The organism is Allorhizobium sonneratiae (assembly GCF_023700755.1).
GTDB classification, from domain to species: domain Bacteria; phylum Pseudomonadota; class Alphaproteobacteria; order Rhizobiales; family Rhizobiaceae; genus Allorhizobium; species Allorhizobium sonneratiae.
This window is the reverse complement of the sequence record NZ_JAMKOJ010000001.1, coordinates 52,839-73,254: the sequence shown is the minus strand read 5'-3', so window position 1 is coordinate 73,254 and position 20,416 is coordinate 52,839. Positions and strand designations below refer to the sequence as shown.

Here is a 20,416-nt window from a genome sequence, read left to right as displayed (position 1 = left end):
TTATGCAGTGAAACTTATGTGAAGCTTGCCGTCAGCGATTTATCAACAAAGTCGGAAACAACCGAAAGAAGATGCGCTTTCGGAAAACAGGCCGGCATGCCACGCCAAGCCCGGTCTCTGCCCTTTCGCACCAAGGACGCAAGATGCGAAATAAAAAGGCTTAAAGCACGTTGACCGAGGCTGATAAGCCGCAACGTGCTTTAGAGCATTTCACTGTTTCACGGAAACAATGAAATGCTCTAACTCTTTGTTTTTACGCATGATTGCCTGCAGATCAGACCGGTTGGGCCAATCCCGACAGGCAGGCGTCGAAATAGCGGATCGTCGGCAAAAGCCCGTCTCTGAGGGCAATACGTGGCTGCCACTTCAAAACGCTTTGCGCCAGCGAAATATCCGGACGCCGCTGGGTCGGGTCGTCCTGGGGAAGCGGCAGGAAGTCCAGCCGCGAGGCCGATCCCGTCAGTTCGAGCACCAGTTCAGCCAGTTCGCGCACAGTGAATTCACCGGGATTGCCGAGATTGATCGGCGTGGCTTCGGCCTCTGGTGTCTCCATCAGGGCGAGCAGCCCAAGAACGAGATCGTCGCGATAGCAGAAGGAGCGGGTCTGGGAGCCGTCGCCATAAATCGTCAGCGGCTCACCTTTGAGCGCCTGCACGACGAAATTGGAAACGACGCGGCCGTCATCGGCGCGCATGCCCGGCCCATAGGTGTTGAAAATGCGCGCGACGCGGATATCGACGCCATGCATCCGGTGATAATCGTAGAACAGGGTTTCCGCCGCCCGCTTGCCCTCGTCATAGCAGGCGCGAATGCCGGTGATCGAGACATTGCCGCGATAGTCTTCCGGCTGCGGATGCACCAGCGGTTCGCCATAGACTTCCGAGGTGGAGGCCTGAAGAATGCGCGCCCCGCACTTGACCGCAAGATCCAGAAGATTGATGGCACCGAACACATTGGTCTTCATCGTGGCGATGGGATCGGACTGATAATGTTGCGGAGACGCCGGGCAGGCCAGATTGTAGATGCGATCGACCCTGAGCCCCGGCAAAGGCTCGCCGACATCGGCCTGCATCATCTGAAAACGCGGCTGGTCGATGAAGCTGCGGAGATTTTGTGTCGAACCGGTATGGAGATTGTCGAGGCAGATCACCTCATGGCCTTCGCTGAGCAACCGCCCGCAAAGATGCGAGCCGAGAAAACCGGCGCCACCCGCAACCAAGATCCGCATTTTTTCGACCATAGCTCGCCCCTCATGGCAAATTCTCTGGCGCAAGACAGGCGTCATGCCTGTATCACAGCGCCAGACTAGACAGCGAAGCTTTCCTCAGGCTGACGGTATCGCGTCATCAACCGGCAAAGGACTGAATCATATACAGAGCGGATTTGGCCAGCCCCAGCGCAACACCGCCAACCAGCACCAGCGACAGGACCGACAGCACAGACCCGGCAAGAGCCGCCAGACCATCCTTTTCCAAAAGTGCAAAGGCCATGAGACAAAGGGCTGCAGCCGGTGCCATATTACCAAGCGGGATCGGCAAAAACAGCACCAGCGCCATGATCAGGCCAAGCACACCCAGGCCATATTCCAATGGCCTGCGCACCAGCACTTCAAGCCGTGGCTTGAACAAGGCCTCCCCTCGCCTCAGCCAGGGCAGAACCCGTTCAACCACGGCGGCAAAATCGCGGCGCAGCAGCGAACGTCGGGCAATCACCGCCGGGAGCCAGGGCGACAGGCCCAGCATGAGCTGCGCCGTCAGGAACACCAGCGGCGCCCCGAGAAGAGCCGACGTGCCGGGGGGCGTCGGCACCAGATTGGGCAGGGCAAAGACCAGGATCAGCGCACCGAAGGCCCTGTCCCCCAGAAGCGCGAAGACATCGCCGATGGCAATACGTTCCCGGGTTTCATCGGCGCTGAGCGTGACCAGCACATCGGACAATCTTGGGGCATGATCGCCCGTTTGCCGATGCGCGTTGCTGCCTGCGTCCATTGCTGCTCCATCTCACCCGTTGCGACATCCCGCGCGCATCCACCGGATCGCCAATACTCGCATGAAAGGCCTTGCAGATCGTTCCTGCCGATCAGAAGGCCCTGTCTCGGTCAGCATATGGGAAGACGGAACCACCCGCACAAGAGCGCGAACGCATAACGAAACGACCTGCTTGTCACCCGTGGATTCTATCCTTGTCTCCTGAGATGACACCCGATGTCAGGAGGAATACCGCAGGGACAAGACCTCAATAGGCCTCGTCGCTCATCTGCACGAGATGACCTTCCGACACCTGACGGTAGCGTCTCTCCGGAGGCCTGTAGTCAAGCGGGCGCACCGGACTGCGGATTTCGTCGGTGGCGATCTGCCGGGTCAGTTTGCGCCGGGCAGGATCGGGCACCGGCACGGCGGCGATCAGCTTTTTCGTATAGGGATGCTGCGGATTGTCGAACACCGCATCGCGCGGACCGATCTCGACGATTTCACCCAGATACATCACCGCCACCCGATGGCTGACACGCTCAACCACGGCCATATCGTGGGAAATGAACAGATAAGCGAGATTGAGGCTTTCCTGCAGGTCGAGCAGCAGATTGCAGACCTGCGCCTTGATCGAGACATCGAGCGCCGAGACAGCCTCGTCGGCAACGATGATCTTCGGATCCAGCATCAAGGCGCGGGCAATAGCGACACGCTGACGCTGGCCGCCGGAAAATTCATGCGGATAACGCCGCATCATCTCGGCATCGAGCCCCACCCGCTCCAGCAGATGGGCCGCCTTGTCACGCGCCTCGGCTTTTGTCCCGAGCTTATGTTCGATGAAGGGTTCCATCACGGCAGCACCCACGGTCATGCGCGGATTGAGGCTGGCGAACGGGTCCTGAAACACCATCTGGATGCTGCGGCGCATGCGGCGAAGATTGCCCTCATCGAGACCCATGACATTATAGCCATCCACCTCGATGGCCCCGCCGGAGGGCTGCACCAGCCTGGTGATCGAGCGGCCTGTCGTCGATTTGCCGCAGCCGGATTCGCCCACCAGCGACAGGGTCTCGCCCGGCTTCAGGCTAAAGCTGACATTTTCCACCGCATGAACCGCCCCGGAGGGCCGGCTGAACAGCCCTGATCGAATGGCAAAGCGTGTCGTCAGATTGGAAACGGTCAGGATCGGATGACGGTCACCGGCAGGCGTGCGGATCTCCCGCTCCTCATCCTGTATATCGCCGGTCTTGATATCGATAATGGGGAAGCGCATCGGCCGCTCTTTACCCTGCATCGAGCCCAGCTTCGGCACCGCCGAGAGAAGCGCCCGGGTATAGGGATGCTGGCCGCGGTGGAAGATGGCATCCGTCGTGCCGGCCTCGACCATATCGCCGCGGAACATGACGATGGTGCGGTCGGAGACTTCCGCCACCACCCCCATGTCATGGGTGATGAACAGAACCGACATGCCCTCCTCGTCCTGAAGCGTCTTGATCAGGTCGAGGATCTGGCCCTGAATCGTCACATCCAGCGCCGTGGTCGGCTCATCGGCGATCAGCAGCTTCGGTCTGGTGGAAAGCGCCATGGCGATCATCACGCGCTGGCGCATGCCGCCGGAAAACTGGTGCGGAAACTCGTCATACCGGCCCTTGGCATTGGGAATGCGCACTTTGTCAAGCAGCCGGATGACTTCCGCCTTCGCCTCGGCGCGCGAGATATCACGATGGCATAAAATGGCCTCGGCGATCTGCTTGCCGATCGGAAAGATCGGGTTGAGGCTGGTCATCGGCTCCTGAAAGATCATCGCCACGTCATTGCCGCGCACGCGCCGCATGTCTTCCGGCGCAAGCGTCAGCAATTCCCGACCGTTCAGCCGCACCGATCCTTCGATCCGGCTGACACCCTTGGGCAGAAGCTGCATGATCGACAGCGACGTGACACTCTTTCCCGAGCCGGATTCGCCGACAATCGCCACGGTTTCCTTCGGCCCGACATCGAAACTCAATTGCCGGACCACCGAGCGCCATTGGTCGCCCACCCGGAAGGATGTGGTGAGATTGTCAACCGACAGCACAGGCGTGCCTTTCGCGGTCTGCATGTTGTCAGCCATCATCCTCATTCCTCATGGTCGGGCGGGCCTCATATACGGGCGGGAATTATGCCGCTATCAGGCGGCCAGTGCCGTTTCCGTCAGCGTCACCCAATAGCTGATGCCATAGGGGATCGCCTCGTCATTAAAGTCATAGGCCGGGTGGTGCAGATTGGCGGTGTCGCCGACGCCCAGAAAGATGAAGGCGCCCGGACGGCTTTCCAGCATATAGGAAAAATCCTCCGCCCCCATTTTCGGAGCCATATCCGTTTTCACATGGCTGTCACCGGAAATCTTTGCCGCGACAGAGGCGGCAAAATCGGTTTCATCGGCATGATTGAAGGTCACCGGATAACCGCGATGATAATGGACATGGGCCACCGCGCCATGGGCGGCAGCGGTGGCTTCGGCCACTTCTTTCAGACGCTTTTCGGCAAAATCGCGAATCTGAGGCAAAAGCGTGCGCACGGTTCCAGTCAATTTCACATCCATGGGAATGACGTTATAGGCATCGCCGCCATGGGTGGTGGTGACGGAAATCACCAGGGATTCCAGCGGATCGGTGCCGCGGGAAACGATGGATTGCAGCGCAATGACGATATGGGCAGACGCCAGCACCGGATCGACGGAAAGATGCGGCGTCGCCGCATGGCTGCCCTTGCCGGAGACCGTAATCTCGAACGTATCGGAGGCCGCCATCAGCGAGCCCTTGCGAATGGCGAAATCGCCAAGCGGAATGCCGGGCGCATTATGCATGCCGAAGACCTGGGAAATGCCGAAACTCTCCATCATGCCGTCCTCAACCATGGCAAGACCGCCGCCGCCGCCCTCTTCCGCCGGCTGAAAGATCACCGCCACCGAACCGGCGAAATTGCGCGTCTCGGCCAGATATTTCGCCGCTCCGAGCAGCATGGCGGTATGACCGTCATGACCGCAGGCATGCATCTTGCCCGGCACTTTTGAGGCCCAGGGCGCACCGGTGATTTCGCTGATCGGCAATGCATCCATGTCGGCACGCAGCCCGATGGTGCGGCCCTCGCCGCGATTGCCCTTGATGATGCCAACAACGCCGGTTTTGCCGATGCCGGTCTTGACCGTATCACAGCCGAATTCCTTCAGCTTTTCAGCCACGAAAGCCGCCGTCTGATGCACATCGAAGAGAAGTTCGGGCTGCTGGTGCAGATGCCGACGCCAGCCGGTCACTTCTTCCTGCAATTCGCTGGCACGGTTCAAAACGGGCATGAAACACCTCTTCTACGCTGTTCCCATTCGTGTTTTAGCGGCATAGTGTTCATCAGACAGAGCTTTGGCAAGGCAAAATTTTTAATTTTGCGTCAAAATTGAGCTTGAAATCGTCTGGCTTAAATTTTACGCACCCCCTACGAATAAGGGGGTCAGACCAATCGATCTGACGATGTCTGAAACGAGCGCAGCATGGGGTTGCACGCACAGGGCGGCTCCGGATCATGCTCAGGCGATTGATTGACCTGAGAACGATTGCAACCGATGATCTGCGACGAAAATCAAGGCTTGGAGAGGCACACGCCATGCATTCATTTCGTATTCTTGTGGCGGCGACGACGGCTGCCCTGATGGCCACCAACACACCGGCCCTTGCCGGTCGCGGTGACGACGGCACCGTGAAAATCCTGTTCTGGCAGGCGGTTTCCAGCCTCAATCCCTATCTGTCCGGGGGCAGCAAGGAGGTCTATGCTGCTTCGATCGTGATCGAGCCGCTGGCAGGCTTCGATGAAAAGGGCGTGCTTTTCCCGCGTCTGGCAGAGACCATCCCAACCCTTGCCAATGGCGGGGTGGCAAAGGATCTGACCTCGATCACCTGGACATTGAAAAAGGACCTGAAATGGTCGGATGGTACGCCGGTCACCGCCGATGACGTGGTCTTTACCTGGCAGTATTGCACGGCACCGGGCGGCGGCTGCGCCGAAAAGGCCAAGTTCGACGGCGTCAAATCGGTTGAGGCACTCGATCCGCTGACCGTGAAGGTCAGCTTCGATGGACCGAAACCCTTTCCTTACAATGCCTTTGTCGGCCAGCTTTCGCCGATCATCGAAAAAAGCCAGTTCAAGGATTGCCTGGGCGAAAAGGCGGTGCAATGCACGGCGGCCAATTTCGCCCCGCACGGCACCGGCCCCTTCATCGTCAAGGATTTCAAGCCGAACGACGTCATCACCTTCACCGCCAATCCCTATTATCGCGATCCGAACAAGCCCGCCTTTTCAACCGTGGTGCTGAAAGGCGGCGGCGATGCGGTGTCGGCCGCGCGCGCCGTTCTGGAAACCGGCGAATATGATTTCGCCTGGAACACGGTGATCGCGCCGGAACTGGCGGCCCGCATGCTGGAGCAGAAAAAGGGCACGCTGACCTCGGCCTTCAGCTCGACGGTCGAGCGCATCCAGCTCAACCCCTATAATCCCGATCCGGCGCTGGGCGCAAAGCGCTCGACACAGGAGGCAGGCCCTCATCCCATTCTCTCCGATCCTGCCGTCCGCCGGGCGCTGGCGCTGGCCATCGACCGTGACGTGATTGTCGAGGCCGGTTATGGTGCCATGGGCCAGCCGACCTGCAATATCGTGCCCGCCCCGGAAATCTTCGCCTCAAAAGCCAAGACCTGGTGCGGCAAGCAGGACATAGCCGCTGCAAATGCGCTGCTCGATAAGGCCGGCTGGAAAAAGGGCCCCGATGGCGTGCGGGTCAAGAACGGTCAACGCCTGTCTCTGCTCTTCCAGACCACCACCAATGCCGTGCGACAGGATGAACAGGAACTGGTCAAGGCCATGTGGTCCGAGATCGGCGTCGAGACCGAGTTGCGCAATATTTCTGCTGCCGTCTTCTTCGGCGGTGATGTGGCAAGCCCGGACACCTATCAGAAATTCTATGCCGATGTGCAGATGTATGCGAGCGGCTTTGAAAGCACCGATCCGGAAAAATTCATGGCCGACTTCACCTGCGACAAGATCCCCGGCCCGCAAAACAACTGGCAGGGCGCCAATATCGCCCGCTATTGCAATCGCGCCTATGACGCCCGCGTCAAGGAACTGAGCCACACCGCCGACAAGGACAAGCGCGCGGCCCTGATCCGCGATCTGAACGACATGATCGTCAATGACGGGCTGGTCATCCCGATCGTCAACCGCGGCGAACCTTCCGCCATTTCCGCCAGCCTGAAGGGGGCGATCCTCAACCCTTGGGACTCGCAATTGTGGAATATCGCCGACTGGCACCGCGCCCGATAAGACCGGAACAGGACAAAGGCGGCCATGAAAATTCTTGAGTGAAATGGCCGCCGACCGGCTTTGCCCCGGTCCGATGGGAATCCGTTGATCGCTGCTGAATTTACGCTTGTGTGAAATTTAACCCTATGCTTAGATAGCTTAAATTTTGTGCATCGAAAGACAAGAAGGCTGGTCGAACCGGCCTCGGGGATTATGGCGTTACAAAAAGCGACCTTCACCTGAACCCATGGCCTTTGGCCGTGGAGGGTCGCGTTTTGTCTTTCAACGAAAAGACACTCCATCAAAAAAGGGAACAGCAGATCATGAAAAATATCAGGGTCATTCTGGCGGCAACGGCGGCTTGCCTTGTTGCTGCGGCAGCACCTGCCCATGCTGCGAGGGGCACGGATGGCGAGTTGAAACTTCTGTTCTGGCAGGCCGTTTCGACCATGAACCCCTATCTCTCCGGCGGCACCAAGGAGCTGTACGCCGCCTCCATGGTCATCGAGCCGCTGGCCGGTTTCGATCCCGAGGGCAATCTCTATCCGCGGCTGGCGGCCGAGATCCCGACCGTTGACAATGGCGGCGTCTCGAAAGACCTGACCACGATCACCTGGAAGCTGAAGAAAGACCTGAAATGGTCTGACGGCACGCCGGTCACCGCCGATGACGTGGTCTTCACCTGGCAATATTGCACGGCGCCCGGCGGCGGCTGCGCCCAGGCATCGAAATTCGACGGGGTAAAATCGGTCGAGGCGGTCGATCCCGAGACGATCAAGGTCACCTTTACCACGCCCAAGCCTTATCCTTATACTGCCTTCGTCGGCTATCAGAGCCCGATCATCCAGAAGGCGCAGTTCAAGGATTGCCTTGGCCCTAAGGCGCCGGAATGCACCAAGGCCAATTTCGGCCCGATCGGCACCGGACCTTTCGTGGTCAAGCAGTTCAAGCCGAATGACGTGATCAACTTCGTTGCCAATCCGAACTACCGCGATCCGAACAAGCCGGCTTTTGCCACGGCAACGCTGAAAGGCGGCGGCGATGCGCTGTCGGCGGCGCGCGCCGTGCTTGAAACCGGCGAATATGATTATGCCTGGAACATGCAGATCGAGCCGGAAGTGCTGAAAGCCATGGAGGCCCAGGGCAAGGGCAAGCTGCAAAGCGCCTTCGGCAGCCAGGTCGAGCGCATCAACCTCAACTTTACCAATCCCGATCCGGCTCTGGGCGACAAGCGTTCGACCATCGAGGGCGGCCCGCATCCCTCGCTCTCCGATCCCATCGTGCGCAAGGCGCTGTCCATGGCCATTGACCGTGACATCATTGTCGAGACCGGTTATGGCGCCGCCGGAAAGCCGACCTGCGACATCGTTCCCGGCCCGCCGGCCTATGCCTCGACCAAGAACGACAGCTGGTGCCTGAAGCAGGATATCGCCGGTGCCAACAAACTGCTCGACGATGACGGCTGGAAAAAGGGCCCGGATGGCATTCGCGCCAAGAATGGCGTCAAACTCTCCTATCTCTTCCAGACATCGACCAATTCCGTGCGTCAGGCAACCCAGGCGCTGGTCAAGGACTGGTGGTCGCAGATCGGCGTTGCCACGGAACTGCGCAACGTCTCGGCGTCGGTCTTCTTCGGTGGTGATCCGGCAAGCCCGGACACGTTCCAGAAATTCTATGCCGATGCGGAAATGTACACCAACAATTTCGACGGCACCGACCCAGAGCCCTATCTGGCGCAATGGATGTGCGGCAAGGAACCCAGCCCGAAAACCGGCTGGCAGGGCGAAGACATCACCCGTTACTGCAACCCGGCTTACGACAAGCTGGTCAAACAGCTTTCCGCAACCTTCAAACCGGAAGAGCGGGAAAAGCTGGCCAAGCAGCTCAACGATATCCTGACCGAGGACATGGTGCAGATCCCGCTGGTCTATCGCGGCCAGTTCTCTGCGCTCTCCAACCGGCTGGACCACGCGCAGATTTCCGGCTGGGACAGCGAATTGTGGAATATCGCCGACTGGACGCGCAAGAAGTAATTGCCTGATGCCGGGCCGCGAAAAGGCGGCCCGGCACCCCCTTCTGGCGTGCCCGGAGAGACTGAATGTTTACCTATACCATCCGGCGGTTGCTGTTTGCGATCCCGACGCTGTTCATCATCAGCTTCATCATCTTTGCCCTTCTGGCCATGGCGCCGAACAATCCGCTCGGCGACCTGCCGCTGACCATACCGCCGGAAGTGCGCGAACAGATGCGGGCAGCCCTTGGCCTCGACCAGCCGCTCTACATACAGTTCATCAAATGGCTGCATCAGTTCTTCGTCAATGAACCGCTGAACATCCTGCAACAGATGACCGGCATCGTCATCGGCGATCCGCACCGGCTGCGCGTGCTCTCCTGGACAACCCGCAGCCCGGTGGTCGATCTGATCATACAGCGCCTGCCGCAAACGCTCTGGGTGGTGGGTTTGTCCTATGTTTTCGGCGTGCTTTTGGCCATTCCGATCGGGGTGATCTCGGCCTATCGGCAATATTCGATCTTTGACCAGATCGGCACCTTCATTTCCATGGTCGGTTATTCGGTGCCGACCTTCTTTACCGGCGTGGTGCTGATCGTCATCTTCTCCTCCACGCTGCACTGGTTTCCCTCCGTCTACGACACCAATCTCAGGGTCACGGACTGGAACAGTCTGGTGTTGCAGATCAAGCAGATGTTTTTGCCGGTCATGGTGCTGACACTCTACAACACCTCGCAGATCAGCCGCTTCGTGCGCGCCTCGATGCTCGACAATCTCCATCAGGATTATGTGCGCACCGCCCGCGCCAAGGGCTTGAAGGAAAAGACGGTTCTCCTCGTGCATGTGCTGCGCAACAGCCTGATCCCGGTGGTGACGGTGATTGCGCTCGGCGTGCCGACGATTTTCTCCGGCGCCATCATCACCGAGCAGATTTTCCGGGTGAACGGGCTCGGACAATTGCTGATCACCGCCATCCAGTCGGGCGATCTGCCGCTGGTGCAGACGCTGACCTTCATCTTCGCCGTGCTGATCGTGCTGTTCAATCTGATTGCCGATGTGCTTTACGGCATTCTCGACCCGAGGATCCGCTATGACTGATGCTCCCCTCAGCGAAACAAGAGCGTCATCGCGCTCGCAATCCTTTCTTGGCCAGCTCTGGGGCCAGTTCCGCCGCCATCCGGGCGGCGTGATCGGCTGCATCGTCTTTGTCGCCATCCTGTTGGCCGTTTATGTCCTGCCGATCCTTCATCCCGTCGATCCGAACAAAATCAATATTCTCGACCGCAACAAGGGGCCATCCTTCGCCCATCCCTTCGGCACCGACAATCTCGGCCACGATCTCTTCGCCCAGGTCATGGCGGGCGGACAGGTGTCGCTTGCGGTTGGCATCACCGCTATGCTGATCTCGCTGGTGCTGGGCACCGCCGTCGGGGTGATCTCCGGCTATTACCGGCGGCTTGACGGCGTTTTGATGCGCATCACCGATCTTTTTCTGGCGCTGCCGATCCTGCCGCTTTTGCTGGTGATCACCATGCTGTTTCGCGACACGTTGCGCTCGGCCTTCGGCCCGAATACCGGGATTTTCCTGCTGATCGTCACGGTGATCGGCATCACCAGCTGGATGCACACCGCCCGCATCGTGCGCAGCGACGTTTTGAGCGTCAAGGCGCAGGAATTCATTCTGGCGGCGAAATCGAGCGGCATGCGCGAATACCGCATCATTCTGCGGCATATCCTGCCCAATGTGTTAAGCTCGGTCATGGTCTCGGCCACGCTCGGCATCGCCTCGGCGATCATCACCGAATCGGCGCTGAGCTTCCTCGGCCTCGGTTTCCCCTCGGATTTCCCCACCTGGGGCCGGTTGCTCTATGACGGGGTGAATTTCCTGCAGATCACCCCGGCCCGCGCCATCTGGCCGGGATTGATGATTTCCTTGACGGTGTTGAGCGTCAACTATATTGGCGACGGCCTGCGCGATGCGCTCGATCCACGGTCGCTGAAACGATAGAAAGCGCTTTGTCATGCAGCCAGGCCCTCTCAATCTGCTGACGGATATCGATGGCCTGTCTGTTGGCCATGCCACCGATCTGACACTCGGCTCCGGCGTCACCGTGATTGTTTTCGATGAACCGGCCACCGCCTCCGGCACGGTGCTTGGTGGCGCGCCGGGCGGGCGCGAGACGGGTCTGCTCGATCCGGCGCTGACCCTGGTGCGTGAGGTCAATGCCTTCGTGCTTTCCGGCGGCTCTGCCTTTGGGCTGGATGCCGCAGGCGGCGTACAGGCGGGCCTGCGCGCAGCAGGACAGGGCTTTGCCGTCGGCAGCGTGAAAGTGCCGATCGTGCCGCAGGCGATCCTGATGGATCTTCTCAATGGCGGCAACAAGGACTGGGGCCTGCATTCTCCCTATCGCGATATGGGGTACGACGCCTTCAGGGCCGCCGCGAAAGGCGCCTTTGCCCTCGGCACAATCGGCGCGGGAACCGGCGCAACCACCGCCACGGTCAAGGGCGGGCTGGGATCGGCAAGCGCCGTTTCCTCCACCGGCCACAGGGTGGCTTGCCTTGTTGCTGTCAATGCCATGGGTGCCCCGACCATTGGCGAGATCGGCCATTTCTGGGCCGCGCCCTTTGAAGAGGGTGGTGAATTTGGTGGTCTTGGCCTGCCTTCCGGTTTTTTTCCTGAGGAAACCCGCCTGCGGCTCAAGGGCCGCAACATCACTGCCACCAGCATCGGTATCGTCGTCACCGATGCCGTTTTGACCAAGGCCGAGGCGCATCGCCTGTCGATCATGGCCCATGACGGGCTGGCACGGGCCGTGCTGCCCGCTCACCTGCCCGCCGATGGCGACACGATCTTTGCCGCCGCTACCGGTAAAAAGCCGCTTTCAGGCCTTGAGGATTTCATGGAGCTTTGCCATCTCGCCACCTTGACCATGGCACGTGCCGTGGCGCGCGGTGTCTATGAAGCCACCGCCCTGCCCTATGCCGGGGCGCAGGCATCCTGGCGCGATCGTTTCGGCTGACATAGAACGGTCATCACATATCCATAAAGCAGAGGCGGATTGCAGCCACAGACCGAATCGGCTGTTATGCTGGCGCACAGCGACTGCATAATTCCTTAAATCGGAATCGGTTTAAGGAATTATGCAGTGGATTTAAAGTTTTACAGCGTCCTTGGTGCGTTTTATAAATCGCGACATGCTTGAGAGGGTGAGATGGATAGGCAGACTGGCACGCAAACATTCGTTCTCACCAATGCCAATATCGTTCTCAGCGACCGGATCGTAAACGGCACGCTGGTCATCGACAACGACCGGATCGCCGCCATTGAAGGCCCGACCCGTGCCCGCGACGCCATTGATCTCAATGGCGATCTGCTGATGCCCGGCCTTGTCGATATCCACACAGACCATTTTGAAAAACATGTCTATCCGCGCATGCATGTGCGCTGGGATTATACCCGCGCCGCCCTTGCCCATGACGCACAGATCATCGGCGCCGGGATCACCACGGTGTTCGACAGTCTCTGCGTCGGTGCAGCCGAAGACGGCAGCGAACGGGCAGAAATTCTCGAACCGATGATTGCAGCACTCACCAAGGCGAAACAGGCCGGCATGCTGCGCGCCGACCATCTCGTGCATCTGCGCTGCGAGGTGATCGATCCGATGACGCCAGAGCTGATGCTGGCCAATATCGACCACGATCTGGTGCGCATCGTCTCGGTGATGGAGCATCTGCCCGGCATTCGCCAGACCCGCGATCTCGATCTCTATATCGCCAAATACGCCAAAATCACCGGGCAAAGTCTTGAGGCCACCCGCCTTGAGGTGGAAAAACGCATCGAAAGGCGGCGCGAAATCGGCCATCATGTCCGCCCGCAGGTGGTGGAGATCGCCAAACGCCATAATATGCCGCTGCTCAGCCATGACGACACCGATCTTGAACATGTCGATCTGGCCGCAGATGAAGGGGTCTCGATCTCGGAATTTCCCTGCACTCTGGAGGCTGCCCTTGAGGCGCGCAAACGCGGCATGCAGATCGTCGGCGGCGCGCCAAACATCGTGCGCGGCGGCTCGCAATCGGGCAATGTCGCCGTGCATGAGCTGTTGCGCGAAGGCGTTTGCGACATCCTGGCCTCGGATTATGTGCCGCGTGCGCTTCTCGATGCGCCCTTCCTGATCGCCGCCGATGCCGATCTTTCCATCGATCTGCCTGCCGCCATCCGCATGGTGACGAAAACCCCGGCAGAGGCAGCAGGACTGAACGACCGCGGCGAGATTGCGCCGGGCAAACGCGCCGATCTTCTCCAGATCGGCCAGTTCGACGGCCACCCCTTCATCAAGCGCATCTGGCGCGAAGGGATGCGGGTGGCGTGAAGGTCCGACTCCGGCGTCATGCTCGGCCCTGTGCCGAGCATCTGCCAAGGGTGTAACACTGACGCGGTCGAAGGCGTTTCCAACGACGACTGACCCTCGGGACAGGCCCGAGGGTGACGACAGGTCACATGCTTGCGAAACCCGCTCACCCCTTGCGCTTGAACCCTTCGCTCGCCCGCATCAGTTCCTTGGTATAATCCGCCTGAACATCGCGACGTCTGAGCGCATCGACATCAAGCATTTCCACCACCTCACCTTGTCTCATCACGGCCAGCCGGTCACACATATGGCTGACCACCGCCAGATCGTGGCTGACCATCAGAAAGGTCAGGCCGCGATCCTTGCGCGCCTGTTCGAGCAGGTTCAGCACTTCGGCCTGGATCGAGGCGTCGAGCGCGGAGGTCGGCTCGTCGAGCAGCAGGATTTTCGGCTCGACGATCAGGGCGCGGGCAATGGCAATGCGCTGGCGCTGACCACCGGAAAGCTGGTGAGAAAAGCGAAACCGGAAACCGGAGCCCAGCCCGACCTCGTCCAGCGCCCGGGCAATGCGCCTGTCGACATCGGTAAAGCCATGAATCCGCAGCGGCTCGATCAGCAACCGGTCCACCGTCTGGCGCGGATGCAGCGACCCATAGGGGTCCTGAAACACCATCTGCACCGTGCGGTAAAAATCCTTGTGGCGGCGCGTGCCGCCATAGTCGCGGCCGTCGACCTGCAAACGACCTGCACTGAAATCGTTCAAACCGGCAACCGCTCGTAAAAGGGTCGATTTGCCGGAGCCGGATTCGCCGACAAGGCCAAAGCTTTCGCCCTTTCTCACCGCGATGCTGACACCCTTCAGCGCCAGAAAATCGTCAAAGCGGACGCTCATGTCGTCAATGATCAACGCGTCGCTCATCGGGACCAGTCCTCCTGACGCGACAGCACCGGCAGGGGATGGCGATCCTGATCCAGTTTCGGCAGACAGTTCAACAGGCCCTGCGTATAGGGATGCTGCGCCTCTTGCAGTTTCGCCGCCGCGATTTCCTCGACAACCCGGCCCGCATACATCACCAGCACCCGGTCGCAGAAGGAGGAGACAAGCCGCAGATCATGGGAGACAAAGATCAGCCCCATGCCACGCTCCTTGACCAGCCGGTCGAGAATATCGAGAACGTCAAGCTGCACTGTCACATCGAGCGCCGATGTCGGTTCGTCGGCAATCAGCAGCTCCGGTCCGCAGACCAGCATCATGGCGATCATCGCCCGCTGGCCCATGCCGCCGGAGACCTCATGCGGATAGAGCCGGAACACCCGCTCCGGATCGGAAATCTGCACCGCCGAAAGCATGTCGAGCGCCCGGCTCCTGGCTTCGGCCTTTGTCAGCCGCTCATGGGTCAGCAGCGTCTCGACGATCTGCGCGCCGATCGTCATCACCGGATTGAGCGAATATTTCGGATCTTGCAGGATCATCGCCATGCGCTTGCCGCGCAGAGTGCGCCGTGCGGCAGGCTTCAGCGTCAGAAGATCAAGGCCGTCAAAGGACAGCCGGTCGGCGCTGATCATCGCCTGCGGCGGCGTCAGCCCCATGATCGCCCGACCGGTCTGCGATTTGCCCGAGCCGGATTCACCGACAATGCCAAGCCGCTCGCGCCCGAGCGTGAAGGACACGCCGCGCACTGCCTCGACCATTCCGGTGCGGGTCGGGAAGGACACACGCAGATTGTCGACCGTCAAAAGCGCACTCATTGCCCGGCCTCCTTTGGGTCAAGCGCATCGCGCAAGCCGTCGCCCAGCAGATTGAAACCGAGGCTGACAATCAGGATGGCAAAGCCCGGCATCGCCGCGACCCACCATTGATCGAGAATGAAGCGGCGGCCATCGGCGATCATCGCCCCCCATTCCGGCATGGGCGGCTGCGCGCCGAGCCCGAGAAAACCGAGCCCCGCCGCTGTCAGAATAATGCCGGCCATATCCAGCGTGACGCGCACGATCAGCGAGGAGAGGCAAAGCGGCACGATATGCAGGAAAACGATCCGGGCCGGCGATGCCCCCATCAGCTTCACCGCCGCAATATAGTCGGAGCGGCGAAAGGTCAGCGTTTCGGCGCGTGCAATGCGGGCATAAGGCGGCCAGGAGGTGACGGCAATGGCGAGAATGGCGTTTTCAATGCCGGGGCCGAGTGCGGCCACCAGCGCCAGCGCCAGAACCAGCTTGGGAAAGGCGAGGAAAATATCGGTGATGCGCATCAGGACGGCATCGACCCAGCCACCGGCATAGCCGGAGACCGTGCCGACGACAAGGCCGATGGGCGCGGCAATGATGGCCACCAGCACCACGACCAGGAGCGTGATGCGCGAGCCGAAGACCAGCCGGGAGAAGATATCGCGGCCCTGATCGTCGGTGCCGAGCAGATAGCCGTCCGTGCCGGGGGCGAGAAGCCGCGCATGGGTAAGATTGCCGATATAGGGATCATGGGTGGCGATGAGATTGGCCAGCGCCGCCACCACGATCAGCGCCAGAATGATGACCAGACCAAAGACGGCCAGCCGATTGGCGGAAAACTGCCGCCAGATGACATAGGCGCGACCGAGCCGCGCCTGACGGCGCGATTGCGGCCGCTCCGACAGCAGCCAGTCTCTGAGGCTTTGGGATTGCGCCGTCATCGCCTGCGTGTCCTTGGGTCCAGAGTGCGATAAAGCAGGTCCGACAGGAGATTGATGCCGATGAAGACCGAACCGATGACGATGGTTCCGCCCAGCACCGCATTCATATCGGCATTTTGCAGCGAATTGGTGATGTAAAGCCCGATCCCCGGCCAGGAGAAGATCGTCTCGGTCAGCACCGAACCTTCAAGCAGGCTGGCATAGGAGAGCGCAATCACCGTCACCAGCGGCACGGCGGCATTGCGCAGCGCATGACGCCAGATGATCCGCCGCTCGGACAGGCCCTTGGCGCGGGCCGCCACCACATATTCCTGGGTCAGTTCGCTCAGCATGAAGGAGCGGGTCATGCGGGCGATATAGGCAAGCGACAGGTAGCCGAGCAGACCGGCGGGCAGAACGATGTGGCGCAGCAAATCCCATTCCACATCCCAGGCCCCCTGCCAGGCGGCATCGATCAGGTAAAAACCGGTGATCGGGGTAAAACTGTATTCATAGGCGACATCGACCCGGCCCGGATAGGCGACCCAGTGCAGACGGGCGTAAAACAGCAGCAAAGCCAGAAGCGCCAACCAGAAGATCGGCATGGAATAGCCGAGAAGCCCGACGAAGCGGACGATCTGGTCAACAAGGCTGCCGCGTTTGACCGCCGCCAGCACGCCGAGCGGAATACCGACCACCGCCCCGATCAACGTACCGAGCGTGGCAAGCTCGATGGTTGCCGGAAAGACGCGGACGATATCCTGCATCACCGGATTGGTGGTCAGCACCGAAGTGCCGAAATCCCCGGTCAGCGCCTTTTGCACATAGATATAGAACTGCACATAAAGCGGCTGATCGAGCCCCAGCGCCCGCCGCGTCGCCTCCACCATGTCCTGTGGCGCGCGATCACCGAGAATGGCCAGCACCGGATCGATCGGAATGACCCGACCGATGAAAAAGGTGACGGCCAGCAGGCCGAGATAGGTGGTCGCCACCGTGATCAGAAAGCCGATCAGGGATTTCACGAGTCGCAGGGGACGGGAGCGCTTTCGATGCGAAAGCCCGCCCCCACCGGCATGGGGTTCGACCGCAGCCAAGGGCAGCTCCTTATGCCTTCGTCACATTCACCATCAGCGACATGTCAGAGGTGGGCAACATGCGGAAACCTGTGACATCCTTGCGGACGCCGGCCACGGCGATCTTCTGATAGATCAGCACGAAGGGGCCTTCGCTCATCACCTTCTTCTGAATATCCTCGTAAAGGGATGCGCGCTTGTTGGTGTCGCGCTCCAAAAGGGCGGCTTCCGTCTGCTTGGTCAGTTCAGGAATATCCCAGGCATTGCGCCAGGCAAGCGTCTTCAGCCTCGTATTGTCGGAATTGTCAGCATTGGAGGCAAAAGCCTGGGTGTTGGAATTCGGGTCCCAGTAATCGGTGCCCCAGTCGCCGATATAGATATCGTGGTTGCGGGCGCGGTATTTGGTCAGCGTCTGCTTGCCATCGCCGGGGATCAACTCCAGCTTGACACCGGCCTGACCAAAGGTCTGCTGGATCGATTGGGCAATGCTGGTGACCGGTTCTGTACTGCGCACATCCATGGTGACAGAGAAGCCATCCTTCAGCCCCGCCTTTTCCAGCAGTTGCTTCGCCTTGGCGACATCAAGCTTGTAAGGATTGTCGTTGACCGCGCCCAGCATGCCGGTCGGAATGAAGGCCTGATGGATTTCGCCGATGCTCTTGATCAGGGTTGCCTGAATGCCGTCGTAATCGACCAGATATTTCAGCGCCTCGCGCACTTCCGGCTTGGACAGATACTGGTTCTTCTGGTTGAGGCTGAAATAGTAATTGTCGCCTTGCGCGGCAGAAAGAATATTGACGTCCTTGTTGGTCGACAGCGCTGCAACGTCCACCGGGGTCAGGTTGCGGGCAATATCGATATCGCCGTTCTGCAGCGCCAGACGCTGACCCGCACTTTCCTTCATATGGCGATAGATGATGCGGGCAAGCTTGGCCTTGCCGTCCCAGAATTTTGGATTGCGCTCGAGAACCACCAGCTCATTGGCGCGCCAGTCACGGATGGTAAAGGCGCCCGAACCGGCATAATGGGTCTTCAGCCAGCCATTGCCGAAATCCGTGTCGAATTTGTAATCCGCCGTCGGCGTCACTTTCGCAGCATGGCTTTCCACCAGCTTTTTATCGACGATCGAGGCGACCTTTGCCCGCAGGCAGTTCAGCACGAAACTCGGCGCATAAGCCTTGTCGACGGCGAACTGGAAGGTCATATCATCGACCGCCTTGGCCTTGTCGGTGATGTTGTCGGCGGTCAGGCCAAACTGTTGCAGAATGAAAGCCGGGTTCTTGTTGAGCTTGATTGCCCGCTCGAAACTATAGGCAACATCGGCCGCCGTCACCGGATTGCCGGAGGCAAAGACCGCATTCTTTCTGATCTTGAAGGAATAGGTCATACCGTCATCGGAGACCATCCAGCTTTCGGCGAGCCATGGTTGGATCTTCAGCGGATCGTCGGCATCGAGCGTCACCAGGGTCTGATAGGTGACGGAAATGATTTCCTGTGCCGACATTTCGAAGGATTCGCCCGGATCGAAGGTGATGATGTCGTCGATCTGCCAGCCGACGACCAGCGTGTCCTTGGGCGTTGCCGCATAAGCGCTTTTCGTCACACCGGCCATGGCCATCGCCAGACCGGTTCCGGTCGCCAGAAGATAATCGCGTCTGCTGATCTTGGCAGCCATATCCAATCCCCTTTTTCCTTTGTCGTGGTCAAATTCACGCTGATGTTTGATCTGGGTTACAAAAACAAAGCCAAAGACAGGCCCGTCCGTCCTGACAAAGCATCAATCGTGCCAGATGGTTCCCAGAACCCGCAGCCAGTTCTCGCGGGCAATCATGGCAATTTCACTGTCATGATAACCGGCCGTCTTCAGCGCTTCGATCAGCCGCTGATTGCCGCTGGCGTCGCGAATGCTTGCCGGAACGGTTGCGCCGTCGAAATCAGACCCCAGCGCCACGCAATCGATGCCCATGCGCTCGACCATGTAATCGATATGGCGCACCATATCCGTCAACGGCGTTTCGGCCACGTCACGGGCATCGGACCGCAGCATGGTAACGGCATAGTTCAGCCCGGCCAGCCCCTTGCGTTCGCGGATCGCATCCATTTGCCGGTCGGTCAGGTTGCGGGCGACCGGTGTGAGGGCATGAACATTGGAATGGCTGGCGATCAGCGGCCCTTCCGAGGTTTTCGCCACATCCCAGAAGCCCTTTTCCGTGATATGGGCCAGATCGATGGCAATCCCCATCCGGTCGCAGGCCTTGACCAGCTCGAAGCCGAGCGGCGTCAGCCCCGGCCCGGTATCGGGCGACATCGGATAGGCGAAAGGCACGCCATGGCCGAAAATATTCGGGCGGCTCCAGACCGGCCCCAGCGACCGCAGCCCCGCTTTATAAAAAACCTCCAGCGCCGAAAGATCGGCATCGATGGCCTCGCAGCCTTCCATATGCAGGACAGCGGCAAAAATACCATCCTCCATCGCCTTGCGGATCTCGGCAACGCTTCGGCACAGCCGCCAGCCACCGGCCCGCTCCAGACGCAGCGCAATCGCCGCCATCTGCAGCGCGATATCGAGCGAGGGAGCGCGCTCCAGCTGCCGGTCGAGAGGGGTGTTGTAATGGCCCTTCGCATCCGGTTCCGTCAGAACGAAATCGACCATGGAGGGGATATAGATGGCGCAGAGCCCGCCTGCCAACCCGCCGGCGCGGGCGCGCAAGGCATCGATATGGCCTTCGCGCGTGCCACCCTGAAACTGACGCACTGGATCGATTCCGGCGGCATGAGCCCTCCACAGACGCAGGAGGACATCATTATGCCCATCGAAAACCAGTTGCATGAAATCACCCTGACGAGACCTGACTGCATCGACCGCCGGGACCGGACCCGATCCACCATCCAGAAACGCTACCAGGAAAACCGCGGCCCCGAAAAACAAGGCCCAAAAACACAAGGCCCAAAAACACAAGGCAACGTCCTGACACCGTGACCAAGCCCTTGATAAACATCATCTATGGCCCGCCAATCGATTTTCACTGATCGTAGA

The 20,416-nt window shown here is 59.8% G+C and carries 17 protein-coding genes; 7 read left to right on the top strand and 10 right to left on the bottom strand.

The window, feature by feature from the left end; genetic code table 11:
- Positions 1-274: 274 nt before the first annotated feature.
- The 4 genes from NAC44_RS00300 to NAC44_RS00285 form a co-directional block, all read right to left on the bottom strand.
- Positions 275-1,240 (bottom strand): UDP-glucuronic acid decarboxylase family protein, encoded by a 966-nt coding sequence (locus NAC44_RS00300; RefSeq protein WP_250936732.1) that lies wholly within the window; start codon positions 1,238-1,240, stop codon positions 275-277.
- Positions 1,241-1,346: 106 nt separating this feature from the next.
- Positions 1,347-1,988, bottom strand: coding sequence for an exopolysaccharide biosynthesis protein (locus NAC44_RS00295; RefSeq protein ID WP_250936730.1), 642 nt, complete (start codon positions 1,986-1,988; stop codon positions 1,347-1,349).
- A gap of 247 nt (positions 1,989-2,235) precedes the next feature.
- Positions 2,236-4,080 (bottom strand): ABC transporter ATP-binding protein, encoded by a 1,845-nt coding sequence (locus NAC44_RS00290; RefSeq protein ID WP_250936728.1) that lies wholly within the window; start codon positions 4,078-4,080, stop codon positions 2,236-2,238.
- Positions 4,081-4,137: 57 nt separating this feature from the next.
- Positions 4,138-5,301 (bottom strand): M20 aminoacylase family protein, encoded by a 1,164-nt coding sequence (locus NAC44_RS00285; RefSeq protein ID WP_250936726.1) that lies wholly within the window; start codon positions 5,299-5,301, stop codon positions 4,138-4,140.
- 305 nt (positions 5,302-5,606) lie between these two features.
- On the opposite strand from NAC44_RS00285, the gene NAC44_RS00280 reads away from it, so the two are divergent.
- From NAC44_RS00280 to NAC44_RS00255, 6 genes are all read left to right on the top strand, one after another.
- Complete coding sequence (locus NAC44_RS00280) at positions 5,607-7,313, top strand: peptide ABC transporter substrate-binding protein (protein ID WP_250936724.1); 1,707 nt, start codon at positions 5,607-5,609, stop codon at positions 7,311-7,313.
- Between the two features lie 302 nt (positions 7,314-7,615).
- Complete coding sequence (locus NAC44_RS00275; protein ID WP_250936722.1) at positions 7,616-9,325, top strand: peptide ABC transporter substrate-binding protein; 1,710 nt, start codon at positions 7,616-7,618, stop codon at positions 9,323-9,325.
- Between the two features lie 65 nt (positions 9,326-9,390).
- Positions 9,391-10,401 (top strand): ABC transporter permease, encoded by a 1,011-nt coding sequence (locus NAC44_RS00270; protein ID WP_250936720.1) that lies wholly within the window; start codon positions 9,391-9,393, stop codon positions 10,399-10,401.
- On the top strand, positions 10,394-11,311 hold the full coding sequence (locus tag NAC44_RS00265) for an ABC transporter permease (RefSeq protein WP_250936719.1): 918 nt from the start codon (positions 10,394-10,396) through the stop codon (positions 11,309-11,311). Before NAC44_RS00270 ends, NAC44_RS00265 begins: the two co-directional genes overlap by 8 nt.
- A gap of 13 nt (positions 11,312-11,324) precedes the next feature.
- Complete coding sequence (locus tag NAC44_RS00260; RefSeq protein ID WP_250936718.1) at positions 11,325-12,326, top strand: P1 family peptidase; 1,002 nt, start codon at positions 11,325-11,327, stop codon at positions 12,324-12,326.
- 192 nt (positions 12,327-12,518) lie between these two features.
- Positions 12,519-13,679, top strand: coding sequence for an alpha-D-ribose 1-methylphosphonate 5-triphosphate diphosphatase (locus NAC44_RS00255; protein ID WP_250936717.1), 1,161 nt, complete (start codon positions 12,519-12,521; stop codon positions 13,677-13,679).
- 145 nt (positions 13,680-13,824) lie between these two features.
- Here NAC44_RS00255 and NAC44_RS00250 read toward each other — a convergent pair whose 3' ends face one another.
- The 6 genes from NAC44_RS00250 to NAC44_RS00225 form a co-directional block, all read right to left on the bottom strand.
- Entirely contained in the window at positions 13,825-14,577 is a 753-nt protein-coding gene (locus NAC44_RS00250; protein WP_250936716.1) for an ABC transporter ATP-binding protein, read from the bottom strand.
- Positions 14,574-15,407, bottom strand: coding sequence for an ABC transporter ATP-binding protein (locus NAC44_RS00245; protein WP_250936715.1), 834 nt, complete (start codon positions 15,405-15,407; stop codon positions 14,574-14,576). Before NAC44_RS00245 ends, NAC44_RS00250 begins: the two co-directional genes overlap by 4 nt.
- On the bottom strand, positions 15,404-16,324 hold the full coding sequence (locus NAC44_RS00240; RefSeq protein ID WP_250936714.1) for an ABC transporter permease: 921 nt from the start codon (positions 16,322-16,324) through the stop codon (positions 15,404-15,406). The genes NAC44_RS00245 and NAC44_RS00240 overlap by 4 nt, the downstream gene beginning before the upstream one ends.
- Positions 16,321-17,337 (bottom strand): ABC transporter permease, encoded by a 1,017-nt coding sequence (locus tag NAC44_RS00235; RefSeq protein WP_420839845.1) that lies wholly within the window; start codon positions 17,335-17,337, stop codon positions 16,321-16,323. The genes NAC44_RS00240 and NAC44_RS00235 overlap by 4 nt, the downstream gene beginning before the upstream one ends.
- A 73-nt stretch (positions 17,338-17,410) precedes the next feature.
- Entirely contained in the window at positions 17,411-19,054 is a 1,644-nt protein-coding gene (locus NAC44_RS00230; protein WP_250936712.1) for an ABC transporter substrate-binding protein, read from the bottom strand.
- A 102-nt stretch (positions 19,055-19,156) separates the two neighbouring features.
- Positions 19,157-20,209: a dipeptidase gene (locus tag NAC44_RS00225; protein WP_250936709.1), complete on the bottom strand. Its 1,053-nt coding sequence runs from the start codon at positions 20,207-20,209 to the stop codon at positions 19,157-19,159.
- Here NAC44_RS00225 and NAC44_RS00220 point away from each other — a divergent pair.
- Positions 20,186-20,359, top strand: coding sequence for a hypothetical protein (locus tag NAC44_RS00220; RefSeq protein ID WP_250937647.1), 174 nt, complete (start codon positions 20,186-20,188; stop codon positions 20,357-20,359). The genes NAC44_RS00225 and NAC44_RS00220 overlap by 24 nt on opposite strands.
- Positions 20,360-20,416 lie beyond the last annotated feature (57 nt).